The 22,555-nt window shown below is 73.5% G+C and carries 19 protein-coding genes, 1 tRNA gene and 1 other RNA gene; 15 read left to right on the forward strand and 6 right to left on the reverse strand.

Going from position 1 to position 22,555, the window contains the following annotated elements; genetic code table 11:
• Window positions 1-15 precede the first annotated feature (15 nt).
• The 4 genes from I5Q34_RS11130 to I5Q34_RS11145 all read left to right on the forward strand — a co-directional run bounded on the left by I5Q34_RS11130 (window position 16) and on the right by I5Q34_RS11145 (window position 3,977).
• Window positions 16-981 (forward strand): LysR family transcriptional regulator, encoded by a 966-nt coding sequence (locus I5Q34_RS11130; RefSeq protein WP_199892038.1) that lies wholly within the window; start codon window positions 16-18, stop codon window positions 979-981.
• A 49-nt stretch (window positions 982-1,030) separates the two neighbouring features.
• Window positions 1,031-1,426 carry a hypothetical protein gene (locus tag I5Q34_RS11135; RefSeq protein ID WP_199892039.1) on the forward strand — a complete coding sequence of 132 codons (396 nt, stop codon included), beginning with the start codon at window positions 1,031-1,033 and terminating at the stop codon, window positions 1,424-1,426.
• A gap of 179 nt (window positions 1,427-1,605) precedes the next feature.
• The gene (locus tag I5Q34_RS11140) at window positions 1,606-2,739 is read left to right on the forward strand and encodes a PLP-dependent cysteine synthase family protein (protein WP_199892900.1); all 1,134 of its coding nucleotides are present in this window, start codon (window positions 1,606-1,608) and stop codon (window positions 2,737-2,739) included.
• Window positions 2,736-3,977, forward strand: a complete 1,242-nt coding sequence (locus tag I5Q34_RS11145) for an MFS transporter (RefSeq protein ID WP_199892040.1) — start codon at window positions 2,736-2,738, stop codon at window positions 3,975-3,977. The genes I5Q34_RS11140 and I5Q34_RS11145 overlap by 4 nt, the downstream gene beginning before the upstream one ends.
• 474 nt (window positions 3,978-4,451) lie before the next feature.
• Here I5Q34_RS11145 and I5Q34_RS11150 read toward each other — a convergent pair whose 3' ends face one another.
• From I5Q34_RS11150 to I5Q34_RS11160, 3 genes are all read right to left on the reverse strand, one after another.
• A complete protein-coding gene (locus I5Q34_RS11150) occupies window positions 4,452-5,519 on the reverse strand; it encodes a sensor histidine kinase (RefSeq protein ID WP_199892041.1) in 1,068 nt (355 codons plus the stop codon).
• Window positions 5,512-6,138, reverse strand: coding sequence for a response regulator transcription factor (locus I5Q34_RS11155; protein WP_199892042.1), 627 nt, complete (start codon window positions 6,136-6,138; stop codon window positions 5,512-5,514). The genes I5Q34_RS11150 and I5Q34_RS11155 overlap by 8 nt, the downstream gene beginning before the upstream one ends.
• Window positions 6,139-6,966: 828 nt before the next feature.
• Window positions 6,967-8,067: a PP2C family protein-serine/threonine phosphatase gene (locus I5Q34_RS11160; protein ID WP_374192999.1), complete on the reverse strand. Its 1,101-nt coding sequence runs from the start codon at window positions 8,065-8,067 to the stop codon at window positions 6,967-6,969.
• A gap of 174 nt (window positions 8,068-8,241) precedes the next feature.
• Here I5Q34_RS11160 and I5Q34_RS11165 point away from each other — a divergent pair, with 174 nt between their 5' ends.
• Window positions 8,242-9,543, forward strand: coding sequence for a DUF2254 domain-containing protein (locus I5Q34_RS11165; protein ID WP_199892043.1), 1,302 nt, complete (start codon window positions 8,242-8,244; stop codon window positions 9,541-9,543).
• Window positions 9,544-9,745: 202 nt separating this feature from the next.
• Here the strand turns inward: I5Q34_RS11165 and I5Q34_RS11170 are convergent.
• Window positions 9,746-9,833, reverse strand: a tRNA-Ser gene (locus I5Q34_RS11170).
• Between the two features lie 99 nt (window positions 9,834-9,932).
• On the opposite strand from I5Q34_RS11170, the gene ffs reads away from it, so the two are divergent.
• The 9 genes from ffs (at window position 9,933) to I5Q34_RS11215 (ending at window position 19,316) form a co-directional block, all read left to right on the forward strand.
• An RNA gene (gene ffs / locus I5Q34_RS11175) (signal recognition particle sRNA small type) lies at window positions 9,933-10,027 on the forward strand.
• 87 nt (window positions 10,028-10,114) lie between these two features.
• Window positions 10,115-12,355 carry a DNA polymerase III subunit gamma and tau gene (locus I5Q34_RS11180; RefSeq protein ID WP_199892044.1) on the forward strand — a complete coding sequence of 747 codons (2,241 nt, stop codon included), beginning with the start codon at window positions 10,115-10,117 and terminating at the stop codon, window positions 12,353-12,355.
• 252 nt (window positions 12,356-12,607) lie between these two features.
• Window positions 12,608-12,964, forward strand: a complete 357-nt coding sequence (locus tag I5Q34_RS11185; RefSeq protein WP_199892045.1) for a YbaB/EbfC family nucleoid-associated protein — start codon at window positions 12,608-12,610, stop codon at window positions 12,962-12,964.
• Between the two features lie 39 nt (window positions 12,965-13,003).
• Window positions 13,004-13,603 (forward strand): recombination mediator RecR, encoded by a 600-nt coding sequence (gene recR / locus I5Q34_RS11190; protein WP_199892046.1) that lies wholly within the window; start codon window positions 13,004-13,006, stop codon window positions 13,601-13,603.
• Window positions 13,596-14,252 carry a DUF5063 domain-containing protein gene (locus I5Q34_RS11195; RefSeq protein ID WP_199892047.1) on the forward strand — a complete coding sequence of 219 codons (657 nt, stop codon included), beginning with the start codon at window positions 13,596-13,598 and terminating at the stop codon, window positions 14,250-14,252. Before recR ends, I5Q34_RS11195 begins: the two co-directional genes overlap by 8 nt.
• A gap of 325 nt (window positions 14,253-14,577) precedes the next feature.
• The gene (locus tag I5Q34_RS11200; protein ID WP_199892048.1) at window positions 14,578-15,849 is read left to right on the forward strand and encodes an aspartate kinase; all 1,272 of its coding nucleotides are present in this window, start codon (window positions 14,578-14,580) and stop codon (window positions 15,847-15,849) included.
• A 391-nt stretch (window positions 15,850-16,240) separates the two neighbouring features.
• Entirely contained in the window at window positions 16,241-16,954 is a 714-nt protein-coding gene (locus tag I5Q34_RS11205) for a SigE family RNA polymerase sigma factor (protein ID WP_199892049.1), read from the forward strand.
• On the forward strand, window positions 16,951-18,216 hold the full coding sequence (locus I5Q34_RS11210) for a hypothetical protein (protein ID WP_199892050.1): 1,266 nt from the start codon (window positions 16,951-16,953) through the stop codon (window positions 18,214-18,216). The genes I5Q34_RS11205 and I5Q34_RS11210 overlap by 4 nt, the downstream gene beginning before the upstream one ends.
• A gap of 257 nt (window positions 18,217-18,473) precedes the next feature.
• Window positions 18,474-19,316 carry an SURF1 family protein gene (locus I5Q34_RS11215; RefSeq protein WP_199892051.1) on the forward strand — a complete coding sequence of 281 codons (843 nt, stop codon included), beginning with the start codon at window positions 18,474-18,476 and terminating at the stop codon, window positions 19,314-19,316.
• Here I5Q34_RS11215 and I5Q34_RS11220 read toward each other — a convergent pair.
• On the reverse strand, window positions 19,240-21,045 hold the full coding sequence (locus I5Q34_RS11220) for a prolyl oligopeptidase family serine peptidase (RefSeq protein WP_199892902.1): 1,806 nt from the start codon (window positions 21,043-21,045) through the stop codon (window positions 19,240-19,242). The two genes, I5Q34_RS11215 and I5Q34_RS11220, sit on opposite strands and share 77 nt — an antisense overlap.
• A 211-nt stretch (window positions 21,046-21,256) precedes the next feature.
• Between I5Q34_RS11220 and I5Q34_RS11225 the strand changes: the two genes are divergently transcribed.
• Complete coding sequence (locus I5Q34_RS11225) at window positions 21,257-21,760, forward strand: pyridoxamine 5'-phosphate oxidase family protein (protein WP_199892052.1); 504 nt, start codon at window positions 21,257-21,259, stop codon at window positions 21,758-21,760.
• Between the two features lie 159 nt (window positions 21,761-21,919).
• On the opposite strand, the gene I5Q34_RS11230 is transcribed toward I5Q34_RS11225, so the two are convergent.
• Window positions 21,920-22,423 carry a MarR family winged helix-turn-helix transcriptional regulator gene (locus I5Q34_RS11230; RefSeq protein ID WP_234428722.1) on the reverse strand — a complete coding sequence of 168 codons (504 nt, stop codon included), beginning with the start codon at window positions 22,421-22,423 and terminating at the stop codon, window positions 21,920-21,922.
• Window positions 22,424-22,555 lie beyond the last annotated feature (132 nt).

A 22,555-nucleotide genomic window follows, 5' to 3' on the forward strand; every position in this document is an offset into this window, starting at 1 on the left:
GCATAACCTCAGGTTATGGCAATGACTCTGAGGCAGCTCCAGTACCTGGTGACGATCGTCGACTCGGGTTCCTTCACCCGCGCCGCCGAGCGGCTGCACGTCTCCCAGCCCGCGCTCTCACGGCAGTTGCAGAGCCTGGAGCGCACCTGCGGCGGCCCGCTGGTCGAGCGCGGCTCCCGGCCGGTCCTCCTCACCCCGCTGGGCCGGGCGGTGCTGCCCCACGCCCGCGCGACCCTGGCCGAGGTGGACCGGGCCAACTCGGCCGCCCAGCGGGTCTCCGGCAACCAGCGCCTGGAGCTGCGGGTGGCCACGCTGTACTCGGTCAGCTTCGGCGTGCTGCCCCCGGCCCTCGCCGCGTGGCGGCGCGAACGCCCCGACACGCTGCTGTCGCTCACCGAGCAGCTGCACGTGGGCGACCTCCAGGAGGCCATGACGACCGGGGAGGCGGACGTCGCCGTCGGCCCGCCGCCGTCCGACTGGCAGGGGCCCGTCTTCCCCCTGGGCAGCGAGGAGTTCGTCGTCGTCCTCGGGGCGGACGACCCGCTGCTGCGGCGCCCCGGCCCGCACATCCGCCTCACCGAGCTCGCCGGGCACGAATGGCTCCACTACACCGCGCCGAACGGCCTGGCGCGGATCCTCGACTGCGCCTGCGCCAACGCCGGTTTCCAGCCGCGCGTGGCCGTCCAGACCCAGCAGACCGCCACGGCCCTGCAACTGTCCACCGCCGGCCTGGGGCCCACCCTTTTCCCCGCGAACATCGTCCCCGCCGGCCTCACCCCCCGCGTCCGCATCCCCGACCCGCCGGTGCACCGCGTGCTCGGCGCCTACACCCGCAGCCACCCGGACGCCCTGACGGCCTCCTTCATCGACACCCTCACCCGGCACGCCAGCCTCGTCCCGCCCCATCTCCCCGCGCAGGAGGGCACGTTGGGGAACGTCGTGGAAATTCCGCTCCAACGGATGGGGAACGTGGTGAGCTGATCCGGCACACCCGTATCCAGCGCGCGGTTGATCGGTTACCGTGACCGGTGTGGCATCAGGGGCCGTTCCGCTTGCGCCCCGGTCCGCGCCGTACGGCCGGGTCCTCCTGGCCGTGGTGCTGACCGGGCTGATGTACGTGCTCTGCTGCGTCCACGGTCAGACGTCCGCGCAGCAGTCGGCCCCCGTCCCCGTCTCCGCCGCGTCCGCCGTCCTGGATTCCCACGGCCACGGCGTCCACGCGCACCACTGCGAGGGAGAGCCCGAGTCCGGCCCGGCGACCGCGCGTTCGGTCGCGCCGCACCGCCCCGACCACGCCGGTACGCCGGTGTGCGCGCCCGTGGGCGGCTCCCGCGCGGACGGTGCCCCGCCCGGGCCGGAACGGACGCCGGGACACGGCGTCGACCACGCGCGCGCCCGCGCGGCGCTGGGGGTCTGGCGGGCCTGACCGGGCCCGCCCGTACGGCACGCTGCCGCCGCCAGGGCGGCTGCGGCCGCCGTCGTGGCACCGCGTCCCGAATCCCGGTGTTCCTCCCCCGACACCGCGCTCCCGCCCGGCACTTCGCCGTCCCCGTGCCAGGTCCCGGGTGAGGTGCGCAGGAGACCTGCGCGATGAACTCTTCCGTCATGCCCCTTTCCGCGTCCTCCGTCCCTTCGGCGTCCTCCGCCCCTTCCGCCCCGCTGTCGCCGGCCCAGGTGCTCACCGCCGCCGTCCGCCCCGCGCAGACCCCGGCCGGGCTGGTGGGCGACACCCCCGTGCTGTGGATCGGCGCCCCCTTCACCGCCCCCGGCCGCGGCTTCTGGGCCAAGCTGGAGGGCCGCAACCCGGGCGGCATCAAGGACCGCACCGCCCTGTACATGACCGCCCGCGCCCGCGAGCGGGGCGACCTGCTGCCCGGGGCGCGAATCGTCGAGTCGACCTCCGGCACCCTGGGCCTGGGCCTCGCCCTGGCCGGCGTCACCCACGGCCACCCCGTGACCGTGGTCACCGACCCCGGCATGGAGCCGCTGATGCGCGGCCTGCTGCGGGCCCACGGGGCCGAGGTCGACGTCGTGCGCGCACCGCACCCCACCGGCGGCTGGCAGCAGGCCAGACGCGAGCGGGTGGACGAGCTCCTCATGGCCGTCCCCGACGCCTGGTGCCCGGACCAGTACAACAACCCCGACAACGTCACCGCCTACAGCGGGCTGGCCCACGAGCTGATCGCCCAACTGGGCCGCATCGACGTGCTGGTGGCCAGCGTCGGCACCGGCGGGCACTCGGCCGGCGTCGCCTCCGTCCTGCGCGGCTTCCTGCCCCGGCTGCGCGTGGTGGGCGTGGACGCCACGGGCTCCACGATCTTCGGCCAGCCCGCGGCCGGCCGCCTCATGCGCGGGCTGGGCAGCAGCATCTACCCCCGCAACGTGGACTATTCGCTCTTCGACGAGGTCCACTGGGTCGCCGCCCCGGAGGCCGTCTGGGCCTGCCGCGCCCTGGCCAGGAACCAGTACGCCACCGGCGGCTGGAGCGTCGGCGCGGTCGCCCTGGTCGCCCGCCACCTGGCCGCGTCCCTCCCGGCCGAGACCCGGATAGCCGCCGTCTTCCCCGACGGCCCGCAGCGCTACGTGGGCACCGTCTTCGACGACGCGTACTGCCGCGAGCACCGGCTCCTCGGGCACGTCCCGGCCGACGCGCCCGACGAGCTGGACCACCCCGGCGACCGGACGGTCACCCGCTGGACGCGCTGCCCCGTCGTCGTCGACCCGCTGGCGGCCCGGTGAAGGGCCTGTGGCGCACCACGCGCTCGTTCCCGCCCGTGGTCCGGCTGTTGATGGCCAACCAGTTCGCGATCAACCTGGCCTTCTACATGCTCATGCCCTACCTGGCCGTCCACCTGGCCGACGACCTCGGGCTGGCCGCGTGGGCCGTCGGCTTGGTGCTGGGCGTGCGGAACCTCTCGCAGCAGGGCATGTTCCTGATCGGCGGGACGCTCGCCGACCGCTACGGCCCCAAGGTCCCGATCATCGCCGGATGCCTGCTGCGCACGGCCGGCTTCGCGGTGCTGGGCTGGGTGGACACGCTGCCCGCCCTCGTCGCGGCCTCGGCCGCCACCGGCTTCGCCGGGGCCCTGTTCAACCCGGCCGTGCGCGCCTGCCTGGCGGCGGAGGCGGGCGGCCGGCGCGTCGAGGCGTTCGCCGCCTTCAACGTCTACTACCAGGGCGGGATGCTGCTCGGCCCGCTCGTCGGACTCGCCCTGCTGGCCGCCGACTTCCGCCTGGTGTGCACCGTCGCCGCCGCCGTCTTCGCCGCGCTCACCGTCCTCCAGATCCGGCGCATGCCGGCCGGCCCGCCCGCCGCCGGGCGCCGGGGCGAGGTGCTGGCGCAGTGGCGGACGGTCGTCACCAACCGCCCGTTCGTGCTGTTCTCGGTCGCCATGATCGGTTCGTACGTCCTGACCTTCCAGGTGTACCTGGCGCTGCCGCTGGCCGCGGGCAGGGCCCTGGGCGCGGAGGGGGCGGGGGCGGTCGGCGGACTGTTCGTCGTCTCGGCGGCGGTCGCCGTGCTCGGCCAGCTGCGGCTGACGGGCTGGGCGGGCCGCCGCTGGCGGGGGGACCAGGCCCTGGTCCGGGGACTGGCCGTGATGGGCCTGGCGTTCGTGCCCCCGGCCCTCGTCCCGTCCGGTTCCGGCCCCCTGGTACTCGGTGCCCTGCTCCTGACCGTCGTCCTGCTCGGCGCCGGGGGCGCGGTGGTCTACCCGTTCGAGATGGACACCGTGGTCTCCCTCTCCGGCGACCGCCTGGTCGCCACCCACTACGGCCTCTACAACACCGTCTCCGGCCTGGGCATCACCCTCGGCAACCTCGCCACGGGCGCCCTGTGGGACGCGGCCCTCCGTCACCACGCGCCCTGGCTCGTATGGACGGTCCTCGCGACGACGGGCCTCGGCTGCGCGGCGGCGGTGCTGGGGCTGGCGCGTACGGGTCGGCTGGGGGTGACGGCCCGGCCGGTCGCGGCCTGACCGGGGAGCGCGGGGCCCGGCCGCCCGGTCCCGGCCCGACCGGGGGAGGGCGCGCGCGGACCGGTCCAGGCCCCTGTGGCGAGGGGCCTCGGCTGCGCGGCGGCGGTGCTGGGGCTGGCGCGTACGGGGCGGCTGGGGGTGACGGCCCGGCCGGTCGCGGTCTGAACCGGGAAGGGCGGGGGACCAGTTCGGGGGACGGGCGCGGGCCCTGTCCGACGGACCGGCGCGGGTCACCGGCCCGTCCGGACACGCCCCGGGGCGGACCCGACGCGGCGGACGCTCCCCCGGCCCCCGCCGGGAGGCGCTCCCGCACCGGCTCGTCGGACGTGTCCTGGCCCGCGGCAGGCGTCCGGTGGACGGTCCTCGCGACGACGGGCCTCGGCTGTGCGGCGGCGGTGCTGGGGCCGGCCCGCACGGGGCGGCTGGGGGCGGCGCCCCGTCCGGTCCCGGCCTGAGCCGGGAGGGGGCGTGCGCTCAGCCAGGCACGCCCTGGCCCGCGGCAGGCGCCCGGTGCCGCGCGGCCCGGCGGCAGCAGCGCAGCGGGAAGTCCGCCCGGACCGTCGTGCCGCCGGTGTCGGCGGAGGTGGCGCGGAACGTCCCGCCGTACGCCTCGCACCGCCAGCGCATGCCCTTCATCCCGTAGCCCTCGGCCCGCCGCGCGGGCTGTGCCAGGCCGCGCCCGTCGTCGGTGACGGTGACGGTGATGCGGTCGTTGCGGCAGGTCAGGGAGACGTGGACGTGCCGGGCGTCGGCGTGCTTGACGATGTTGGTGAGGGACTCCTGGACGACGCGGTAGACGGCCAGGTTGACGCCGCTCTCCGCGGTGGACGCGTGGAACCGGTCGTCCTGGACGTGCACGTCGACGATCAGCCCGTTCTCGGCGGCGACGCGTTCGGCGCGGGACGTGACCATCTCCGCCAGGCTCAGCTCGCGCAGGGCGACGGGGCTCACGGTGGCGATGATGCCGCGCAGCACGGCGGTCTGTTCGTCGAGCGTGCGGGACGCCTCCTCCATGGCCGCGCGGAGCCTGCGGGGGTCCGCCTCGGCGCGGGCGACGTCGAGCCGGCGCCGGGCCAGCGCGAGGAACTGGAGCACCTCGTCGTGCAGTTCGCCGGCGATCAGACCGGCGTGGTGCTCCTGGCGCTCCACCAGCGACCAGGAGGACCCCTGGCGGATCACGATCTTCGCCTCGTTCCAGGCCGGTACGGCGTACACCATGGCCACCGTCAATAACCCCAGGGCCACCTGGGTCAGCTGCGGGGCGGACAGCGAATGGCCCGCGCCGAGGAGCCCGAAGCCGAGGGAGAGCATGGTCAACAGGCAGCGGGCCCGCCACCGTTGGCCGGCCAGGACCGCGAGGACGCCGGTGGACAGGGCGACGGCCGGCGCCGCCACCGTCCGGGCCGGCAGCCGGTCGTCGGCGACGATGTTGGCCGCGTACGACGCGGAGCCGATCAGGGACATCGCCACGCACACGCCGCCGACGAGGCTCAGCACGGCGGACCGCCGGTACACCGACCGCGCCTCGGTTCCGCTACGCATGGGCCGTGTCGCGGCGCCGCCGGGCGTAGGCGACCAGGTCGGCCCGGGTGACCAGGCCCAGCCGGGTGCGCAGGGCGGCCCGGACGCTCTCCACGGTGCGGACGCTGACGGTCAGCCGCGCGGCCACCTCGCGGTTGGTGTACCCGTCGGCCAGCAGCTCCAGCACCTGCCGTTCGCGCGGGGGCAGTTCGGCCTCGCCGCGCAGCGTCTGCGCCAGGCAGGCGCCGAGCGAGGGCTGTACGTAGCGCCGTCCGGACGCCACCGTCCGCGCGGCCAGGACGAGTTCGGCCACGGAGCTGTTCTTCAGCAGGTAGCCCGAGGCGCCGGCGGTCAGCGCGCCGCGGACGAGCGCGGGGTCCTCGTACATGCTGTGCACCAGGATCCGCATGCCCGGCGCGGCCAGCAGCAGCCGGGGGATGGCGCGGAGGGCCGAGCCGGACTCCAGCTTCATGTCCAGCATCAGCAGTTCCGGCCGGAGTTCGGCCGCGACGCCGATGGCCTCGCGTTCGCACGAGGCCTCGCCGACCACGGCGAAACCTTCCGGTTCCAGAAATGCCCGGGTCCCGGCGCGTACGGTCGGATGGTCGTCTACCAGGACCAGTCGGACGGCGTCGTCCATCGTCAGCCTCGTACTCCGGGGGCCTCGGGAATGGCAATGCCCGAAGCCCCTCGTGGAAACTCAGAATGCGCCGGCATCGGACGCGGATTCACCCTCCGATGTAAGGGGCACCTTTGTCAACTGCCCCCAGACGAATAGGGGCATGCGCATGGCGGTTTGGAGGAATTGCCGAATCCTCCGGCCGTTCCGCGCGCCGGATGTTCAGGGTTCAACGGGCTGCGGTCAACCCGCAGAAATCTTGCGGACTCATGCGGATGCCGCAGCCCCGAACGGGCCGTGAAGATCGAGTCGTTCGCAGGAACGCACCGGAAGCGGCGCCGCAGGGCAACGACCGGTGATCACCAGGAAAGCAGGTGTTCAAGAATGGTTTCGTCCCTCCTCCAGCTGGCTCAGACGCTGGCGACCGACGCGATCAAGTGGTTCCTGAGCTAAGAACTCGAACACTCCGGACCCGCCCCCCACCCTCGCGCCCGGAGAACACGAACCCCCTTGTCAGGGGGTGGCCCCTCATGCCGGAGGGACCACTCCCTGTGAATCCCCCCACATCCCCCCACAGTGCAGGAAAGGAGGCTCACGAAAATGAATTTCATCGACATCGCGCTGAACGTGTTCGGCACCGTGGCCAAGTGGTTCCTCGGCTGAGTCTCCCCCTCGGGGACCGATCGGTCGCCGGACGGAGCGCGGTTTCTTCCCCCCTCGGGCGCTCCCCCGGCTCCGGGTCCCGGCTCAACCCCCCCACATTTCCTCGGTTCGTCACCGGTTCCGGATTCCTGACTCCGCACCGGTGACACCTGAGCCCGTCGGTCAACTGGCAGGTGGCCGACGGGCTCAGGCGCGTTCCGGGGCGTCCGCCCGCACCGCCAGGGCGGCGATGTCGTCGTCGAGTCCGTGGCCGCTGTAGTGGAGCAGGTCGCGGTGGAGCCCGTCGAGCAGCTCGCGGGGCCGTGCCGGGCGCTGCCGCCGCATCCAGTCCTCCAGCGGGAAGAACACGCCGTCGCGGTCGCGGGCCTCGGTGACGCCGTCGGTGTAGAGCAGCAGGTGGTCGCCGGGGGCGAAGCCGAAGGTGTCGATGGTGTAGTGGTCGCCGATCAGCGCCGCGAGGTTGAGCAGCGGCGACGGATCGGAGGGCTCCAGGACGCGGAGCTCCCCGCGGCCCAGGAGCAGCGGCGGGGGATGTCCGCAGTTGAGGATCGCGATGCCGCCGCCCCCGTGCGGGATCTCGGCCAGGAGGGCGGTGGCGAAGCTCTCCGCCAGGTCCCCGGGCGGATACGCGGCGCTGTAGCGGGTGCTGCTGGCCTCCAGACGGCGCGCCACGCGGCCCAGTTCGGCCTCGTCGTGGGCCGCCTCCCGGAAGCAGTTGACCATCGCCGCGGCCTGCCCCACCGCCGGCAGGCCCTTGCCCCGCACGTCACCGATGAGCAGCCGGACCCCGTACTCCGTGTCGACCGCCTCGTAGAAGTCGCCGCCGATGCGCGCCTCCGCCGCGGCCGCGACGTACAGCGACTCGACCTCGACGTCCCCGAAGCGGCGCGGCATCGGCCCCAGGACCACCTGCTGCGCCGCGTCGGCGACGAGCCGCACCTGGAAGAGCGTCCGCTCCCGCTGGAGCCGCACGTGACTTCCGTACGCGGCCGCCACGGTGACCGCGACGATCCCCGCCGCCGTGTACCCCGTCCCCAGGTCGGGGAAGACGATCCCGAGGCCGATCATGAGGAACAGGCAGACCGTCCCCAGCAGGACGGTGGGGAGCACGGGCCACATGGCGGCGGCGAGCGCGGGCGCCGCCGGCAGGATGCGGCTGAAGGCCATGTCCGGGGGAGTGGCGTACGCCAGGCCGGCGATGACCACGGTCAGGATCACCGGTGACAGCAGGGTGAGCGGCCCCCGGCCGTGGTGACGACGGAGCCGCAGCCGTCCAGGCGTGATCACATTTCATAGCATATCCAGACAATGTAGGCGCGTCTTTCCGGTGGGCGGCAGCCCTGGTGAGCCACACCGTCCGTCGCTGGGCCATCCGGCCGAGACGGGCGCGCGCGGCCGCCGCGCGGGGGAAGCCTGGCGGCAGGAGCGGCGGCCGGCTGGCGGGAGGCGAACATGCGGGCGGTGCGACAGGGGGCCCGAAGCGCGGCACTCGGGGAGTACCTGCACGGCGCCCTGTGGGTCCTGCCGGGGACGGCCGCGGCGCTGGCCCTGGTGGCCGGCGGCCTCCTCTCCCAGGTGCGGATCCCGCCGGACTCGGTGCTGCAGCCGTTCGCGTTCGCCGGCACCGCGGACGACGCCCGCCAGGCGCTGATCACGATCGCCTCGACCATCGTGACCGTGATCGCGCTGGTCCTCGGCCTGACGATCGTCACCCTCCAGCTGGCCTCGACCCAGTTCTCCCCCCGGCTGCTGCGCAACTTCCTGCGCGACCGCCCCAACCAGGTGGTGCTCGCCACCTTCGTCGCCACGTTCGCCTACAGCACCGCCGGGCTCTACACCGTCCGCGCCACCGGCGGTGAGGATTTCCCCCGGCTCGCGGTCTCCGGGGCGGTCGCGCTGATCTTCCTCAGCCTCGGGATGCTCGTGTTCTTCGTGCACCACATCGTGCACTCGATCAAGATCGACACGGTGATGAACTCGGTCGCGGAGACCGCCGCCCGCGCCGTACGGACCTACACCCCCGAGGCCCCCGGCATCGACCGCACGGGCCCGGTCCCGCCCCCGGAAGCGCTCGCCCTGCCCACCACCCGCTCCGGCTACGTCCAGGCCGTCCACCCCGCACCACTGCTGGAGGCCGCGGCGGCCCAGGACGCCGTGGTCTCGATCGTCCCCAGGGTGGGCGACCACGTCGTGGCCGGGACGGCACCGCTGGCCCTCGCCTGGACGCGCGGGGGCGGACCCCCGCGGAACGCCCCCGCGCTGACCCGCGCCCTGCACCACGCCGTGCAGATCGGCCCGGAGCGCACCCTGCAGCAGGACGTGCTGTTCGGCCTGCGCCAGCTCGTCGACATCGCGCTGCGCGCCCTGTCGCCCGCGATCAACGACCCGTACACCGGCGTCCAGGCGCTCGACCGGCTCTCGGTGCTCATCGCCATGCTGGGCGGACGCACCCTCGGCGACGACACCAGGACGGACGCGACAGGCGTGACCAGGGTCGCCGTCACCGGCCCCGCCTTCGCCGACCACCTCGACCTCGCGTGCGGCCAGATCCGCCGCTACGGCGCCGGCGAACCCGCCGTGTGCCTGGCACTGCTGCGCCTCCTGGCCACGGCCGCCGCCTCCACCACCGACGCGGGCCGCCGGACCGCGGTCGCCGACCAGATCCGGCTCGTCCTGGCCGACGCCGAATCCCGCATCGCCCGCCCCGCCGACCGCCTCGCGGTCCGCGCACTCGGCACCCGGCTCATGTCGCCCGGCACCTGACCGCCCTCCCCGGCCGGGGAACGCCGCGGCCATTCCCCCGCCGGACCACGGCCGTTGCCTCGCGTGACCGCCTGTCCCGGAGGCGCGGGGGCGCCGCCGCCGGGATCCCGGCCGCACGGCTCGTACACGTACGGGCAACCGCACAACGACGAAGCCCCCGACCGGAGATCCGGTCGGGGGCTTCGCTTCGGCTGGTGAGCCGTGGCGGAGGATACGAGATTCGAACTCGTGAGGGGTTGCCCCCAACACGCTTTCCAAGCGTGCGCCCTAGGCCTCTAGGCGAATCCTCCGCCGCAAACAATACAAGACGCGGAGCAGTGCTCGCGAACCCGCTTCCGGGGGGAAGGGCGGGGGGTCCGGAGGGGGGTGCGGGTGCGCTAGGCTGGGGGCAAGCCCCTCACGTGGCGCTATCTCACCCAACTCCCCCAGGGCCGGAAGGCAGCAAGGGTAAGTGGGCTCTGGCGGGTGCGTGGGGGGCCCTTGTGTTTTCAGGGGTGTTCGAGGCCTGTGGGACCCCGGGGGAAACTGTGATCGAGGCCACTTGTCAGTGGGGCCCGATATCGTCGTAGGCGTGTCGTCCCTCGCGCTCTACCGCCGCTACCGTCCCGAATCCTTCGCCGAGGTCATCGGGCAGGAGCATGTCACCGACCCGCTGCAGCAGGCGCTGCGGAACAACCGGGTCAATCACGCGTACCTGTTCAGCGGGCCGCGCGGCTGCGGCAAGACGACCAGCGCGCGCATCCTCGCGCGCTGTCTGAACTGCGAGCAGGGGCCCACGCCGACCCCCTGCGGCGAGTGCCAGTCCTGCCTCGACCTCGCGCGCAACGGGCGCGGATCGATTGACGTGATCGAGATCGACGCCGCCTCGCACGGTGGTGTGGACGACGCCCGTGAGCTGCGGGAGAAGGCCTTCTTCGGCCCGGCCTCCAGCCGGTACAAGATCTACATCATCGACGAGGCGCACATGGTCACCTCGGCGGGCTTCAACGCCCTGCTGAAGGTGGTCGAGGAGCCGCCGGAGCACCTCAAGTTCATCTTCGCGACGACCGAGCCCGAGAAGGTCATCGGGACGATCCGGTCGCGTACGCACCACTACCCGTTCCGGCTCGTCCCGCCGGGGACGCTCCGCGACTACCTGGGCCAGGTGTGCGAGCAGGAGAAGATCCCCGTCGAGGACGGCGTGCTGCCGCTCGTCGTGCGCGCGGGCGCCGGGTCCGTCCGTGACTCGATGTCCGTGATGGACCAGCTTCTCGCCGGCGCCGGTGAGGCCGGTGTGACGTATGCCATGGCCACGTCGCTGCTGGGGTACACGGAAGGGTCCCTGCTCGACAGCGTGGTGGACGCGTTCGCCGCCGGGGACGGGGGCGCCGCCTTCGAGGTCGTCGACCGCGTCATCGAGGGCGGGAACGACCCCCGCCGCTTCGTCGCCGACCTGCTGGAGCGGCTGCGCGACCTGGTGATCCTGGCCGCCGTGCCGGACGCCGCCGAGAAGGGGCTGATCGACGCCCCCGCCGACGTCGTCGAGCGGATGCAGGCGCAGGCGTCCGTCTTCGGCGCCGCCGAGCTCAGCCGCGCCGCGGACCTGGTCAACGAGGGGTTGACGGAGATGCGGGGTGCCACCTCGCCCCGGCTCCAGCTGGAGCTGATCTGCGCCCGCGTGCTGCTGCCCGGCGCCTTCGACGACGAGCGGTCCGTGCGGGCCCGGCTCGACCGGCTGGAGCGTCAGGGGCTCGGCGGGGGGCCCGCCGCGGGCGGGTTCGTCGCGGCGCCGCCGCCCGGGCCGTCCGCGGGGTACGTGCCCGGGCCGCAGGGGCACGACCCGGCCATGACGCCCGGCCTCTCCGGGCCGGCGGCGGCCCGCGCGGCGGTTTCGTCCCCGGCGCAGGAGGCGCCGCAGGCGCCCCAGACTCCTCCGGCGCCCCCCGCGCCTCAGCCGCAGCAGCCCCCGGCGCCCGCGCAGGCCGCCCCCGCGCCTGCTCCGGCGCCCGCCGCGCGGCCCGGTGCCTGGCCGTCCGCCGCCGCGCCGGGTCAGGGTGCCGTCGGCACCGCGGCACCCGCGGCGCAGCCGGGCTCCTGGCCCACGGCCGCCCAGCCGGGCCAGCCGGGCCAGCCGGGCTCCTGGCCGAACGGCGCCCAGGCTCCGCAGCCGGCCGCCCCCGCGCCCGCGTCCACCCCTGCTCCGGCCCCGGCCCCCGCGCCCGCCGCGGGCGGCAGCGGCGACGTGACCCAGGCCCGTCAGATGTGGCCCCAGGTCCTGGAGGCGGTCAAGAACCGCCGCCGCTTCACCTGGATCCTGCTCAGCCAGAACGCCCAGGTCACCGGGTTCGACGGAGCGACCCTGCAGGTCGGTTTCTCCAACGCGGGCGCCCGCGACAGCTTCGCCAACAGCGGCAGCGAGGACGTCCTGCGCCAGGCGCTCCAGGACGCCTTCGGCGTGCAGTGGAAGGTCGAGCTCGTCGTGGACGCCGGCGGCGGCACCGCGGGTGGTCCGGGCGGTGGCTTCGGCGCCGGTCCGGGCGGTGGCGGCGGCTTCGCGCCCGTCGCTCCGCCCGCCGCCCCGGCGGCCCCGCCGCGCCCGCAGGCGCAGCCCGCCCCCGCGCCCCGGCCGGACGCCCCGGCGGCGTCCCGCCCCGCCGCGCCCCCGGCCCCCGCGCAGCCCCGCCGCGAGCCCGAGCCCCCGCCGGTCGTCGCCCCCGAGGACGACATGCCCGCCGAGGACGACCCCGACCTCGACGAGACCGCCCTCACCGGCCACGACCTGATCGTCCGCGAGCTCGGCGCCACGGTGATCGAGGAGATCGCCAACGAGTAGCGGCGGGGCGGCCGTGGCGTCCGGGGGTCCTGTGACCCCCGGAGAATGCCGCGCTCCCGGGCGCTCCCGTGCTCTCTCCGTACTTTTCCCCACGCATGGCGCGCCGCGTCCGGCGACCACGTAGGCTCGGGCTACCGACCCGCTTCGGATCGGCGGATCCCCCCGAGATCCCCGGTATGCCCGGACCTTCCGGGATCCTCCGACCCCGGTGCGCCGTCGTACCCGTAGTCGCGAGAGCACAGGAGCGAAGCCGTGATCCCCGGTGGTGGCCAGCCCAACATGCAGCAGCTGCTTCAGCAGGCCCAGAAGATGCAGCAGGACCTCGCCGCAGCTCAGCAGGAGCTCGCGGAGACCCCGGTCGAGGGCTCGGCCGGCGGCGGCCTGGTGAAGGCCACCGTCACCGGTGCCGGAGAGCTCCAGGCCCTGGTCATCGACCCCAAGGCCGTCGATCCGGAGGCTGCGACCCCTGAGGAGACGGCCGAGACCCTCGCCGACCTGATCCTCGCCGCCGTCCGCGACGCCAACTCGGCCGCCGCGCAGCTCCAGCAGCAGAAGCTCGGCCCGCTCGCCCAGGGGCTCGGCGGCGGTCTCCCCGGCCTCGGTTTCTAGCAGTTCCGGCAGCACCCACCGCGAAGGAGAACCCGATCCGTGTATGAAGGCGTGGTCCAGGACCTGATCGACGAGCTGGGCAGGCTGCCCGGCATCGGTCCCAAGAGCGCCCAGCGGATCGCGTTCCACGTCCTCCAGGCCGAGCCGGCCGACGTCCGCCGGCTCGCCCACGCGCTGACCGAGGTCAAGGCCAAGGTCCGGTTCTGTGCCGTCTGCGGCAACGTGGCGCAGGAGGAGCGCTGCCGCGTCTGCCAGGACCCGCGCCGCGACGCCGCCGTCATCTGCGTCGTCGAGGAGTCCAAGGACGTCGTCGCCATCGAGCGGACGCGGGAGTTCCGCGGCCGCTACCACGTGCTCGGCGGGGCGATCAGCCCCATCGAGGGCGTCGGCCCCGACGATCTGCGCATCCGCGAGCTGCTGGCCCGGCTCGCGGACGGCTCGGTCACCGAGCTGATCCTCGCCACCGATCCCAACCTGGAGGGCGAGGCCACGGCCACGTACCTGGCGCGCATGGTGAAGCCGATGGGACTCAAAGTCACCCGGCTCGCCAGCGGGCTCCCTGTGGGCGGAGACTTGGAATATGCCGACGAGGTCACGCTCGGGCGTGCCTTCGAAGGGAGACGACTTCTCGATGTCTGACGCAACGCTTCACGACGCCAAGCGCGATCCCGACGACTTCGCGGTCTCGGTCGCGGACTCGATCGAGAGCTTCATCGTCGCCGTCGCCGAGGTGTCCCGCGGTGACGAGCCCGACAGCGCCGTTCCCTTCCTGCTGCTGGAGGTCTCCCAGCTCCTCCTCACCGGCGGCCGCCTCGGCGCCCATGAGGACTTCCTCCCCGACGAGCGCTACGAGCCCGACGTCGGCCCCGAGCCGGACGTGGACGAGCTCCGCGAGCGCTTCGCCGCGCTGCTCGACCCGGTCGACGTCTACTCCGAGGTCTTCGACCCGTACGTGCCGCGCAGCGCGCCCGTCGCCTGCCGGGTCTCCGACGACCTCGCCGACATCGTCACCGACCTGCGGCACGGGATGGCCCACTACCGCGACGGCCGGGTCAGCGAGGCCCTGTGGTGGTGGCAGTTCTCCTATCTCTCCAACTGGGGCCCCACCGCCTCCGCGGCGCTCCGCGCCCTCCAGTCCCTCGTCGCCCACGTCCGCCTCGACCAGCCGCTCGACGAGCTCGACGGCCTCGACACGGACACGGTCGGCACGGAGGAGCAGCTGGAGGAGGAGGCCGGCCGGGTCATGGCCGCCGAGATCGGTGCGGCGCCGGGGCTGCGCTCCGTCTGAACTGCCGTTCGTCCGAGGGGCGGTGCGCGGGTGTGCCGCGTGGTTCCGGACGGTTCGTCCAACTCCCGGCCGAGGGGCGGGGCTTCGGTGCTCCTCGAAAGGTGCTCCTCGACGGGACGTGGCCGGGCCGGGCGGTTGAAGGGGCGGTCGGAGAGACGGTTGAAGAACCGCGTCCCCGGGCGAAAAGCGCCGGAGAATCTCCGTTCGGGGCGCTTCCGGCCGGTGGAATGCGCCGGAATGTCTCACCATGCGGCTCATTCCTGGCCGAATTCCACCCCTCGTTAGACTGAACCGACCGCAATACACAGATCTGCGAGGAGCGCACGTGGGCCTTGTCGTGCAGAAGTACGGAGGCTCCTCCGTTGCCGATGCCGAGGGCATCAAGCGGGTCGCCAAGCGAATCGTGGAAGCCAAGAAGAACGGCCACCAGGTGGTCGTCGTGGTTTCCGCGATGGGCGACACGACGGATGAGCTGATCGACCTCGCCGAGCAGGTATCGCCGATTCCTGCCGGGCGCGAGTTCGACATGCTGCTGACCGCCGGAGAGCGAATCTCCATGGCGCTGCTGGCGATGGCGATCAAAAACCTCGGTCACGAGGCGCAGTCGTTCACCGGCAGCCAGGCCGGGGTCATCACGGACTCGGTCCACAACAAGGCGCGCATCATCGATGTCACGCCGGGCCGCATCCAGCAGTCGGTGGACGCGGGCAACATCGCGATCGTCGCCGGCTTCCAGGGCGTGTCCCAGGACAAGAAGGACATCACGACGCTGGGCCGGGGCGGCTCGGACACCACGGCCGTGGCCCTCGCCGCGGCGCTGGACGCCGAGGTCTGCGAGATCTACACGGACGTGGACGGCGTCTTCACCGCCGACCCCCGCGTGGTGAAGAAGGCCCGCAAGATCGAGTGGATCTCGTTCGAGGACATGCTGGAGCTGGCGAGCTCCGGCTCCAAGGTGCTGCTGCACCGCTGCGTCGAGTACGCGCGCCGTTACAACATCCCGATCCATGTGCGGTCGTCCTTCTCGGGGCTCAAGGGCACATGGGTGAGCAACGAGCCTCCAGGAGGTCAGCCGGTGGAGCAGGCGATCATCTCGGGTGTCGCGCACGACACCTCCGAGGCGAAGGTCACGGTCGTGGGCGTGCCCGACAAGCCGGGCGAGGCGGCCACGATCTTCCGGGCCATCGCGGATGCCGAGATCAACATCGACATGGTGGTGCAGAACGTCTCCGCGGCGTCCACCGGTCTGACGGACATCTCGTTCACCCTGCCGAAGACCGAGGGCCGCAAGGCGATCGAGGCGCTGGAGAAGACCAAGGGCGGCGTCGGCTTCGAGTCGCTGCGCTACGACGACCAGATCGCCAAGATCTCGCTGGTCGGCGCGGGCATGAAGACCAACCCGGGCGTGACGGCGACTTTCTTCGAGGCGCTGTCCAACGCGGGCGTGAACATCGAGCTCATCTCGACCTCCGAGATCCGCATCTCGGTCGTCACGCGCGCCGACGACGTGAACGAGGCCGTCCGCGCGGTGCACACCGCCTTCGGCCTGGACAGCGAGAGCGACGAGGCGGTCGTCTACGGGGGCACGGGGCGCTGAACCGCTGACCCCCCTCCCCGACGTCCCCGACGGTCGTCCCCATGGTCGTCCCGACGGCCGTCCCAACGGGCGGACGCCCGGGGTGAGATGCGGGATTCCGCATGTCGCCCCGGGCCGGTCCGGATCGCCGAACTCATGGCGGCCGGGTCGGCGGCTCCGCAATACTGGTGGACGTGTGAAGGTTCTGTGATCAAGCCATTGATCCAGGCCCCTTGAACTGCGCGTGAACGCCCTGCGAGTGCGCTCACCGGGTCAGGGCGGTGCGGGGCGTCAGGGGAGGGCTGGTACGCATGAGGGCGTGTGGTGCGCTGTCCGGAGCCGGGTCGGCGACGGCGTCCCCCAGGGTGCCCCGGGCGTACAACCCTGATGGGGGGAAGCGTGTCCAACAGGCGTGGCAGAGGTCATCAGCATTGCGACAGTCCCGAGACGTGGCGGCGCCACGACGCGCTCGCGTGCTTCGGGCGGTATGCCGGTGATCGCGCCCTGGCCCGCCTCGTCGCCGTCGGCTCCCTCCGGTCAGCCGGGCCGTTCGGAGCGGATTCCCGCCCAGAAGGCCGGGGAGCAGGCGTCGGCGCCCCCGCCGGCCGCCGGCGCTGACGCGACGATGGCCGCGGGGACCACCGTCGACCACCTCACCGAGACCTACCGGGCGCACTACCGGTCGCTGCTCGGCCTCGCCGCGCTGCTCCTGGACGACACCGCCTCCTGCGAGGACGTCGTGCAGGAGGCGTTCATCCGCGTGCACTCCGCGCGCAACCGGGTCCGCGACCCGGAGAAGACCCTGGCCTATCTGCGGCAGACCGTGGTGAACCTGTCCCGCTCCGCGCTGCGCCGCCGCATCCTGGGCCTCAAGCTCCTCTCGAAGCCGATGCCGGACATGGCGAGCGCCGAGGAGGGGGCGTACGAACAGCTGGAGCGAGACCAATTGATCAAGGCGATGCGCGGCCTGCAGCGCCGGCAGCGCGAGGTGCTCGTCCTGCGCTACTTCGCCGACATGACCGAGGCCCAGGTGGCCGAGGTGCTGGGCCTGTCCATCGGCTCGGTGAAGGCGTACGGCTCACGGGGGATAGCGGCGCTCCGTGTCGCCATGGAGGCTCCGGCATGAACTCCGGCATGAACTCCGGCACGAACTCCGGTATGAACCACGACTTTCCGGATGATCCCGGGCCCTCTTCGCATGACTCCGGACGTTTTCCGGACGAGTTCGAACGCGCCGGGTCCGTCGGCCGCGCCGCGTTCGACGAGCAGGCGCTGCGGCGGCTGATGCACGGGGCCGTGGGAGAACTCCAGCCCTCCGACGGCGTGCTGGACCACCTGCGGCGGGCCGTGCCCGCCCGGCGGACGCGGCGGCGCCGGGCGCTGGGCGGGGCCGCGGCGGCCGTGGTGCTGCTGGGCGTGGCGCTGCCCGCCATGCTGCACGTCGCCGACGAGATGGGCTCCACCGGTCCCGGTGACCGGCCCGCCAACGCCGCGAGCAGCCGTCACCGCTCCGGGGACACGGTCGAGGACCGGCAGCCCGGGGGCGACGACGACCGCCCGGGCGACCACGCCCGCAGCGGGTCGGCGGCCCGGGGCGACCACCGTGACGAGCCGTCGGGCGACGGCTCGCGGGCGCGCGAGAGCGGCGCCCCGGAGGCGCGGGAGAGCGCGGGGACCACGGCCCGGCCCGAGCCGGGGGCCACGCTGAGCGCGGCGGCGCCGGTCTGCTCGCGGACGCAGCTCGGCGGGGGCTCCGGGGTCGTCGGCGCCGCCGACGCGGCCGGGCGGGTCTACGGGGCCTTCCGCATCGTCAACGTCTCCCGCGCCGCCTGCGCCGTGACCGGCCCGGGCTCGCTCGTCGCCCAGCCCCGGGGCGACGCCGCCGGGCGCGCGAGGATCGCGGTCGTCGACCACACCTCGGGCGATCCGGCGGCCGGGCTGCCCGACCCCCGGCGCGCGCCCGAGGAGGTCGTGCTGCGGCCGGGCCAGGCGTACGAGGTGAAGTTCGCCTGGGTGCCTGCCGCCGACGGCTCGGGGGCGTGCACCAAGAGCAGCGGCGGCAGCCCCGCGCCCGGGGCGAGCTCCTCGCCGAGCGCTCCGGCGACGACGACCTCCGAGGCACCGGCGGCGCCCACGGCCCGGATCCCGGAGACGCCCGCGGCGGATGGCTCCGGTGGCTCGGGCGGCTCCGGTGGCTCGGACGGTTCCGGCGGGGCCGGTGGCTCGGGCGGCTCCGGGGGCTCCGGCGGAGCCGCGGGGGCGGGCATCACGCTCACCAACACCCCCGTGGCGGGCGAGCCCACCGCCGCCGAGGCCCGGATACCGGACGCGTGCGCCGGGACGGTCTACCACACGGGCGCCCTGCCGGCGGCCACGCCGGCGGCGTAGGAGAGCGCAACGGCCGCAACGGTTCAGGGGCCGGCGTCGCACCTCAAAGGCCGTCGCACCTCAAGGGCCGGTGCCGCGCCGGTGCCCGCTGCGGGCGCGGCCGCCGGCGACCCCGCGGTGCCGCCGGACAACCGGGCCGGGCCCGCTCGGGTCGGACCTTCGCGGGTCGGGTCCGCTCGGGTCGGGTTCGGTCGGGTCGGGCCCGTACGGGGAGGGCCCGTGCGGGCCCGGCCGCACGCTCCCCGTACCGTGGGGGTGTGTATCGGTTTCTGCTGACTCCCCGCTGGTGGGTGATCAACGCGTTCGCCGTGCTGGCCATCCCCTTCTGTCTGTTCATGGGCACCTGGCAGCTCGGTCGCTTCGAGACGCGCGTCGACTCGCACCGCGAACAGCAGGACCAGGCCGACGAGGCCCGCATCGCCGCCGCTGCGCCGCTGCGGGACCTCCTGCCGGTGACGACCGAGACCTCCGGCCGCAAGGCCCGGGCGACCGGCCACTACGACGCCGGGCGCCAACTGCTCGTCCCCGACCGGGATCTGGACGGCCGCAACGGCTTCTACGTCCTGACCCCGCTGCGCACGGACGACGGGAAGGCCCTGCCGGTGGTGCGGGGCTGGCTGCCCGGCGACGCCGGCTCCAAGGCCGACACCGCCAAGATCCCCGCCCCGCCCGCCGGCCGGGTCACCGTCGCCGGTGCGCTCCAGTCCTCCGAGAGCCCCACGTCCAAGGGCGTGAGCTCCTCCGGCGGCCTGCCGGCCGGGCAGTTGGGCGTGATCAGCGCGGCCTCGCTCATCAACCTCGTGCCGTACGGGGTGTACGACGCGTGGATCACGGCGACGGACGCGCCCGGCCCGCTGAGCGTGGTGCCCCCCGCCGCCCCGCCCAACAGCGGTCTGGACCTCAAGGCGTTCCAGAACCTCGGCTACACCGGCGAGTGGTTCATCTTCGTCGGCTTCGTGCTCTTCATGTGGTTCCGGCTCTTCCGCCGCGAGGTCGAGGCCGTCCGGGACGCGGAGCTGGGCATCACCCCCGATCCCGGGCCGGGGACGGACGGCCCAGATGCCGCTCCGCAAAAGCGATCTCCAGCCGGAGCTGCTTGATCCGCTCCTCCACGACGAGGGAGCCGTGGCCCGCGTCGTAGCGGTAGACCTCGTGCGGATGTGCGCGCTCCTCCAGGCGCCCCACGTAGTTCTCGATCTGACGGATCGGGCAGCGGGGGTCGTTCATCCCGGCGGAGATGTAGACCGGGGCGCGCACGTCGTCCACGTAGGTCAGCGGTGAGGACGCGGCGAAGCGCTCCGGGACCTCCTCCGGGGTGCCGCCGAGGAGCGTGCGGTCCAGCGCCTTCAGCGCCTCCATCTCGTCGTGGTACGCCGTCACGTAGTCGGCCACGGGGACCGCGGCCAGGCCGAGCGCCCAGGCGTCGGGCTGGCTGCCCAGGCCCAGCAGCGTCAGGTAGCCGCCCCAGGAGCCACCGGCCAGGACGAGGCGATCCGGGTCGGCGAGCCCGGAGGCGACGGCCCACTCGCGCACGGCCGCGATGTCCTCCAGTTCGATCAGCCCGACGCGGTGCTTGAGCGCGTCCGTCCAGGCCCGCCCGTAGCCCGTCGAGCCGCGGTAGTTGACGCGCACGACCGCGAAGCCGTGGTCGACCCAGGCCGCCGGGCCCGCCGCGAAGGCGTCGCTGTCGTGCCAGGTGGGGCCGCCGTGGATGTCGAAGACCGTCGGGAAGGGGCCCTCGCCCGCCGGCTTCTGCACCAGGGCGTGGACCTTGCCGCCCGGGCCCTCCACCCATATGTCCTCGACGGGCACCGAGTCGGGGGCGTGGCGCACGCCGTCCGTGCCCGTCGGCGGCTCCAGCACCACGTGGCCGGCGGTGGACCGGACGACGGGCGGCTTCTCCGCCGAGGACCACAGGAACTCCACCGTCCCGTCGGGACGCGGCAGGGCGCCGGAGACCGTGCCCGCGGGGGTGTCGAGGCGGGTCAGCGCGCCGTCGGCCAGGTCGTAGCGCCAGAGCTCGCTGCGCGCCCGGTAGCTGTGCTCGACGAGCAGCGCCGAGCCGTCGGGATACCAGTCGGCCTCCAGGTCGCCGGGTAGGTCGATGGCGAGCGCGGTCTCCGCGCGGGTGGCCGCGTCCCACAGCATCGGCTCCCAGCGGCCGCGCCGCTGGTGCCCGATGAGCAGACGGGTGTCTCCCTCGACGGGGGCGAAGCCCATCGCGGACAGGCCGAGCTCCTCGGTGCCGCCCCGGGTGTCGTCCAGCTCGGCGACGGTCGTGCCGTCCGCGCGGACGACGCGGATCGCCGAGTGCATGGCGTCGCCGTGCTCGGTGTGCTCGATGGCGATCAGGGTGCCGTCGTGGGACAGACCGGCGACCGCCGCCGACTGCTCGTGCCGGTAGATCTCCACGGGCGCGGCGCCGGGGCGCACCACGTGCACCGAGGAGCCGGCCTTGTCGGTGGACCGGCCGATCACCACCGTGCCGTCCCGGCCCAGGGCCAGGCCGTCCGGGTAGGACGGGTCGAGGCCGGGCGCCGCCGGCTCGTCCGGCCCGCCGTGGAAGGGCTGGCGCATCCAGACGCCGAACTCGTCACCGTCCGTGTCCGAGAACCACCAGATCCACTGGCCGTCCGGCGTCAGCACCCCGCCCGTGGTGCCGTTGGGCCGGTCCGTGACCTGTCGTACTCCGCCGGTGGCGCGGTCCCACGCGTACACCTCGAACGTGCCGGTCGCGTTCGAGGTGAACAGCGAGCGGTCCGGTGCGTCCTCCGCCCATCTGGGCAGCCCCACGCGGGGCGCCCGGAAGCGCTTCTCCCAATCGGGCATGAACCCGTCGCCCCGCAGGGCCCCGTTGCTCTCAGTCATGCCCCCATTCTGCGCCGAACCGCGGACATCCAGGCCGGCCGCGGCCCAGTCTGTGGACAACCGGCCGTTTGTGGACAACTCCGTGCCCCTGACGGGTGGTTGTCCAGCGGCGGGCTGACGGTATTCCGGTGGACCGGGCCCCGCTGTCAGTGGCGTGGGTCATAGTCGGGACATGTACGAGACGCCGGACGACATGACCGCTCTCCAACGCCTGCTCGACGCCAGTCACGCCATGGCGGGCCCACACCTGCGCTCGGTCCTCGACGAGGACCGCCGTCTGGACGCCACCGGCGTCGTGGCCCGGCTCCGGGGCATCCCGATGATGGCGCTGGCGACCGCGACGGCCGCCGGCGAGCCGCGGGTGGGCGTCGTAGACGGGCATTTCTACCGCGGCCGCCTCTACTTCGGCTCCGGGAAGAACTCTGTGCGCTTCCGCCACATCCGCGCCCGGCCGGCGGTCAGTGCCACGGTCTTCGACGGGCAGCGGTTCCAGATCACCGTGCACGGCAGGGCGGTCGAGGTCTCGCCCGGGGAGGACCCGGCCCTGGAGTCCTTCCTGATCGAGCTGCACGGACGAGACCTGTGGGACGCGCGGTTGAAGGACGTGGCGTGGGCGCGGATCGACCCGGAGCGGATGTTCACGTTCCACAACCCGGGGGCGGAGGTGGCGGATTAGGGGGTCGGCAGTGAACCAGTGAACCAGTGAACCAGTGAACCAGCGATTCAACAGCGAATCAGGGGTTCAACGGCTGGGGAGCGACGGCGAGGGGGAGCGACGGCAAGGGGGCGACGACGAGGGGGTGATGGTGAGGGAGTTCCCCCGCGAACCGGAGGTTCAGCAAGGGCGACACGCCCCGCAGAGATTGGCCTCCAGCAGCCCCAGCAGCCGCGTCAGCTGCGCGCGGTCGTGCGTGTCGAGCCCGGCGAGCGTGAGGTCCTCCAGCTCCTGCCACACGTCGGCGACCTCGCCCCGCAGCGCCCGGCCCTGCTCCGTCGTCTCCACCATGACCGCCCGGCGGTCGGCGGGGTCGGGCTGCCGGTGGACCAGTCCGGCCTGTTCCAGGCGCTGCACCATGCGGGTCACCGTCGACGGGTCGAGGCCGAGCAGCTTGATCAGCTCGGTCTGGCGCTGCGGGCCGTGCTCCCACAGGGCCATCATCAGCAGCTCCTGCCCCGCATAGAGGCCGAGGCGGCGCAGCAGCTGCCCCGCGGTGATCCGGTGGAGCTTGGCGACGCGGGCGAGGGCGTGGCTGATCTCGCCGCATGTGCCGGCTTCCGTGGTCGTGATCGCTTCATTCGGGCACTGGTACTCGGTGCCGGACATCTCGGTGCCGGACATGGGGCCTCCTGGTTCGCCAGCTCTGGGACGTATCTCCCTGCTTCGACGGGAGTCCGGGAAATCTTCCCTCGTCCCATTATGTTGGCTGGCCAAGTAATGCGCTACAGTGACGTCAAGCCGATCGATTGGTCG

Source organism: Streptomyces sp. AV19 (assembly GCF_015999245.1).
Classification (GTDB): domain Bacteria; phylum Actinomycetota; class Actinomycetes; order Streptomycetales; family Streptomycetaceae; genus Streptomyces.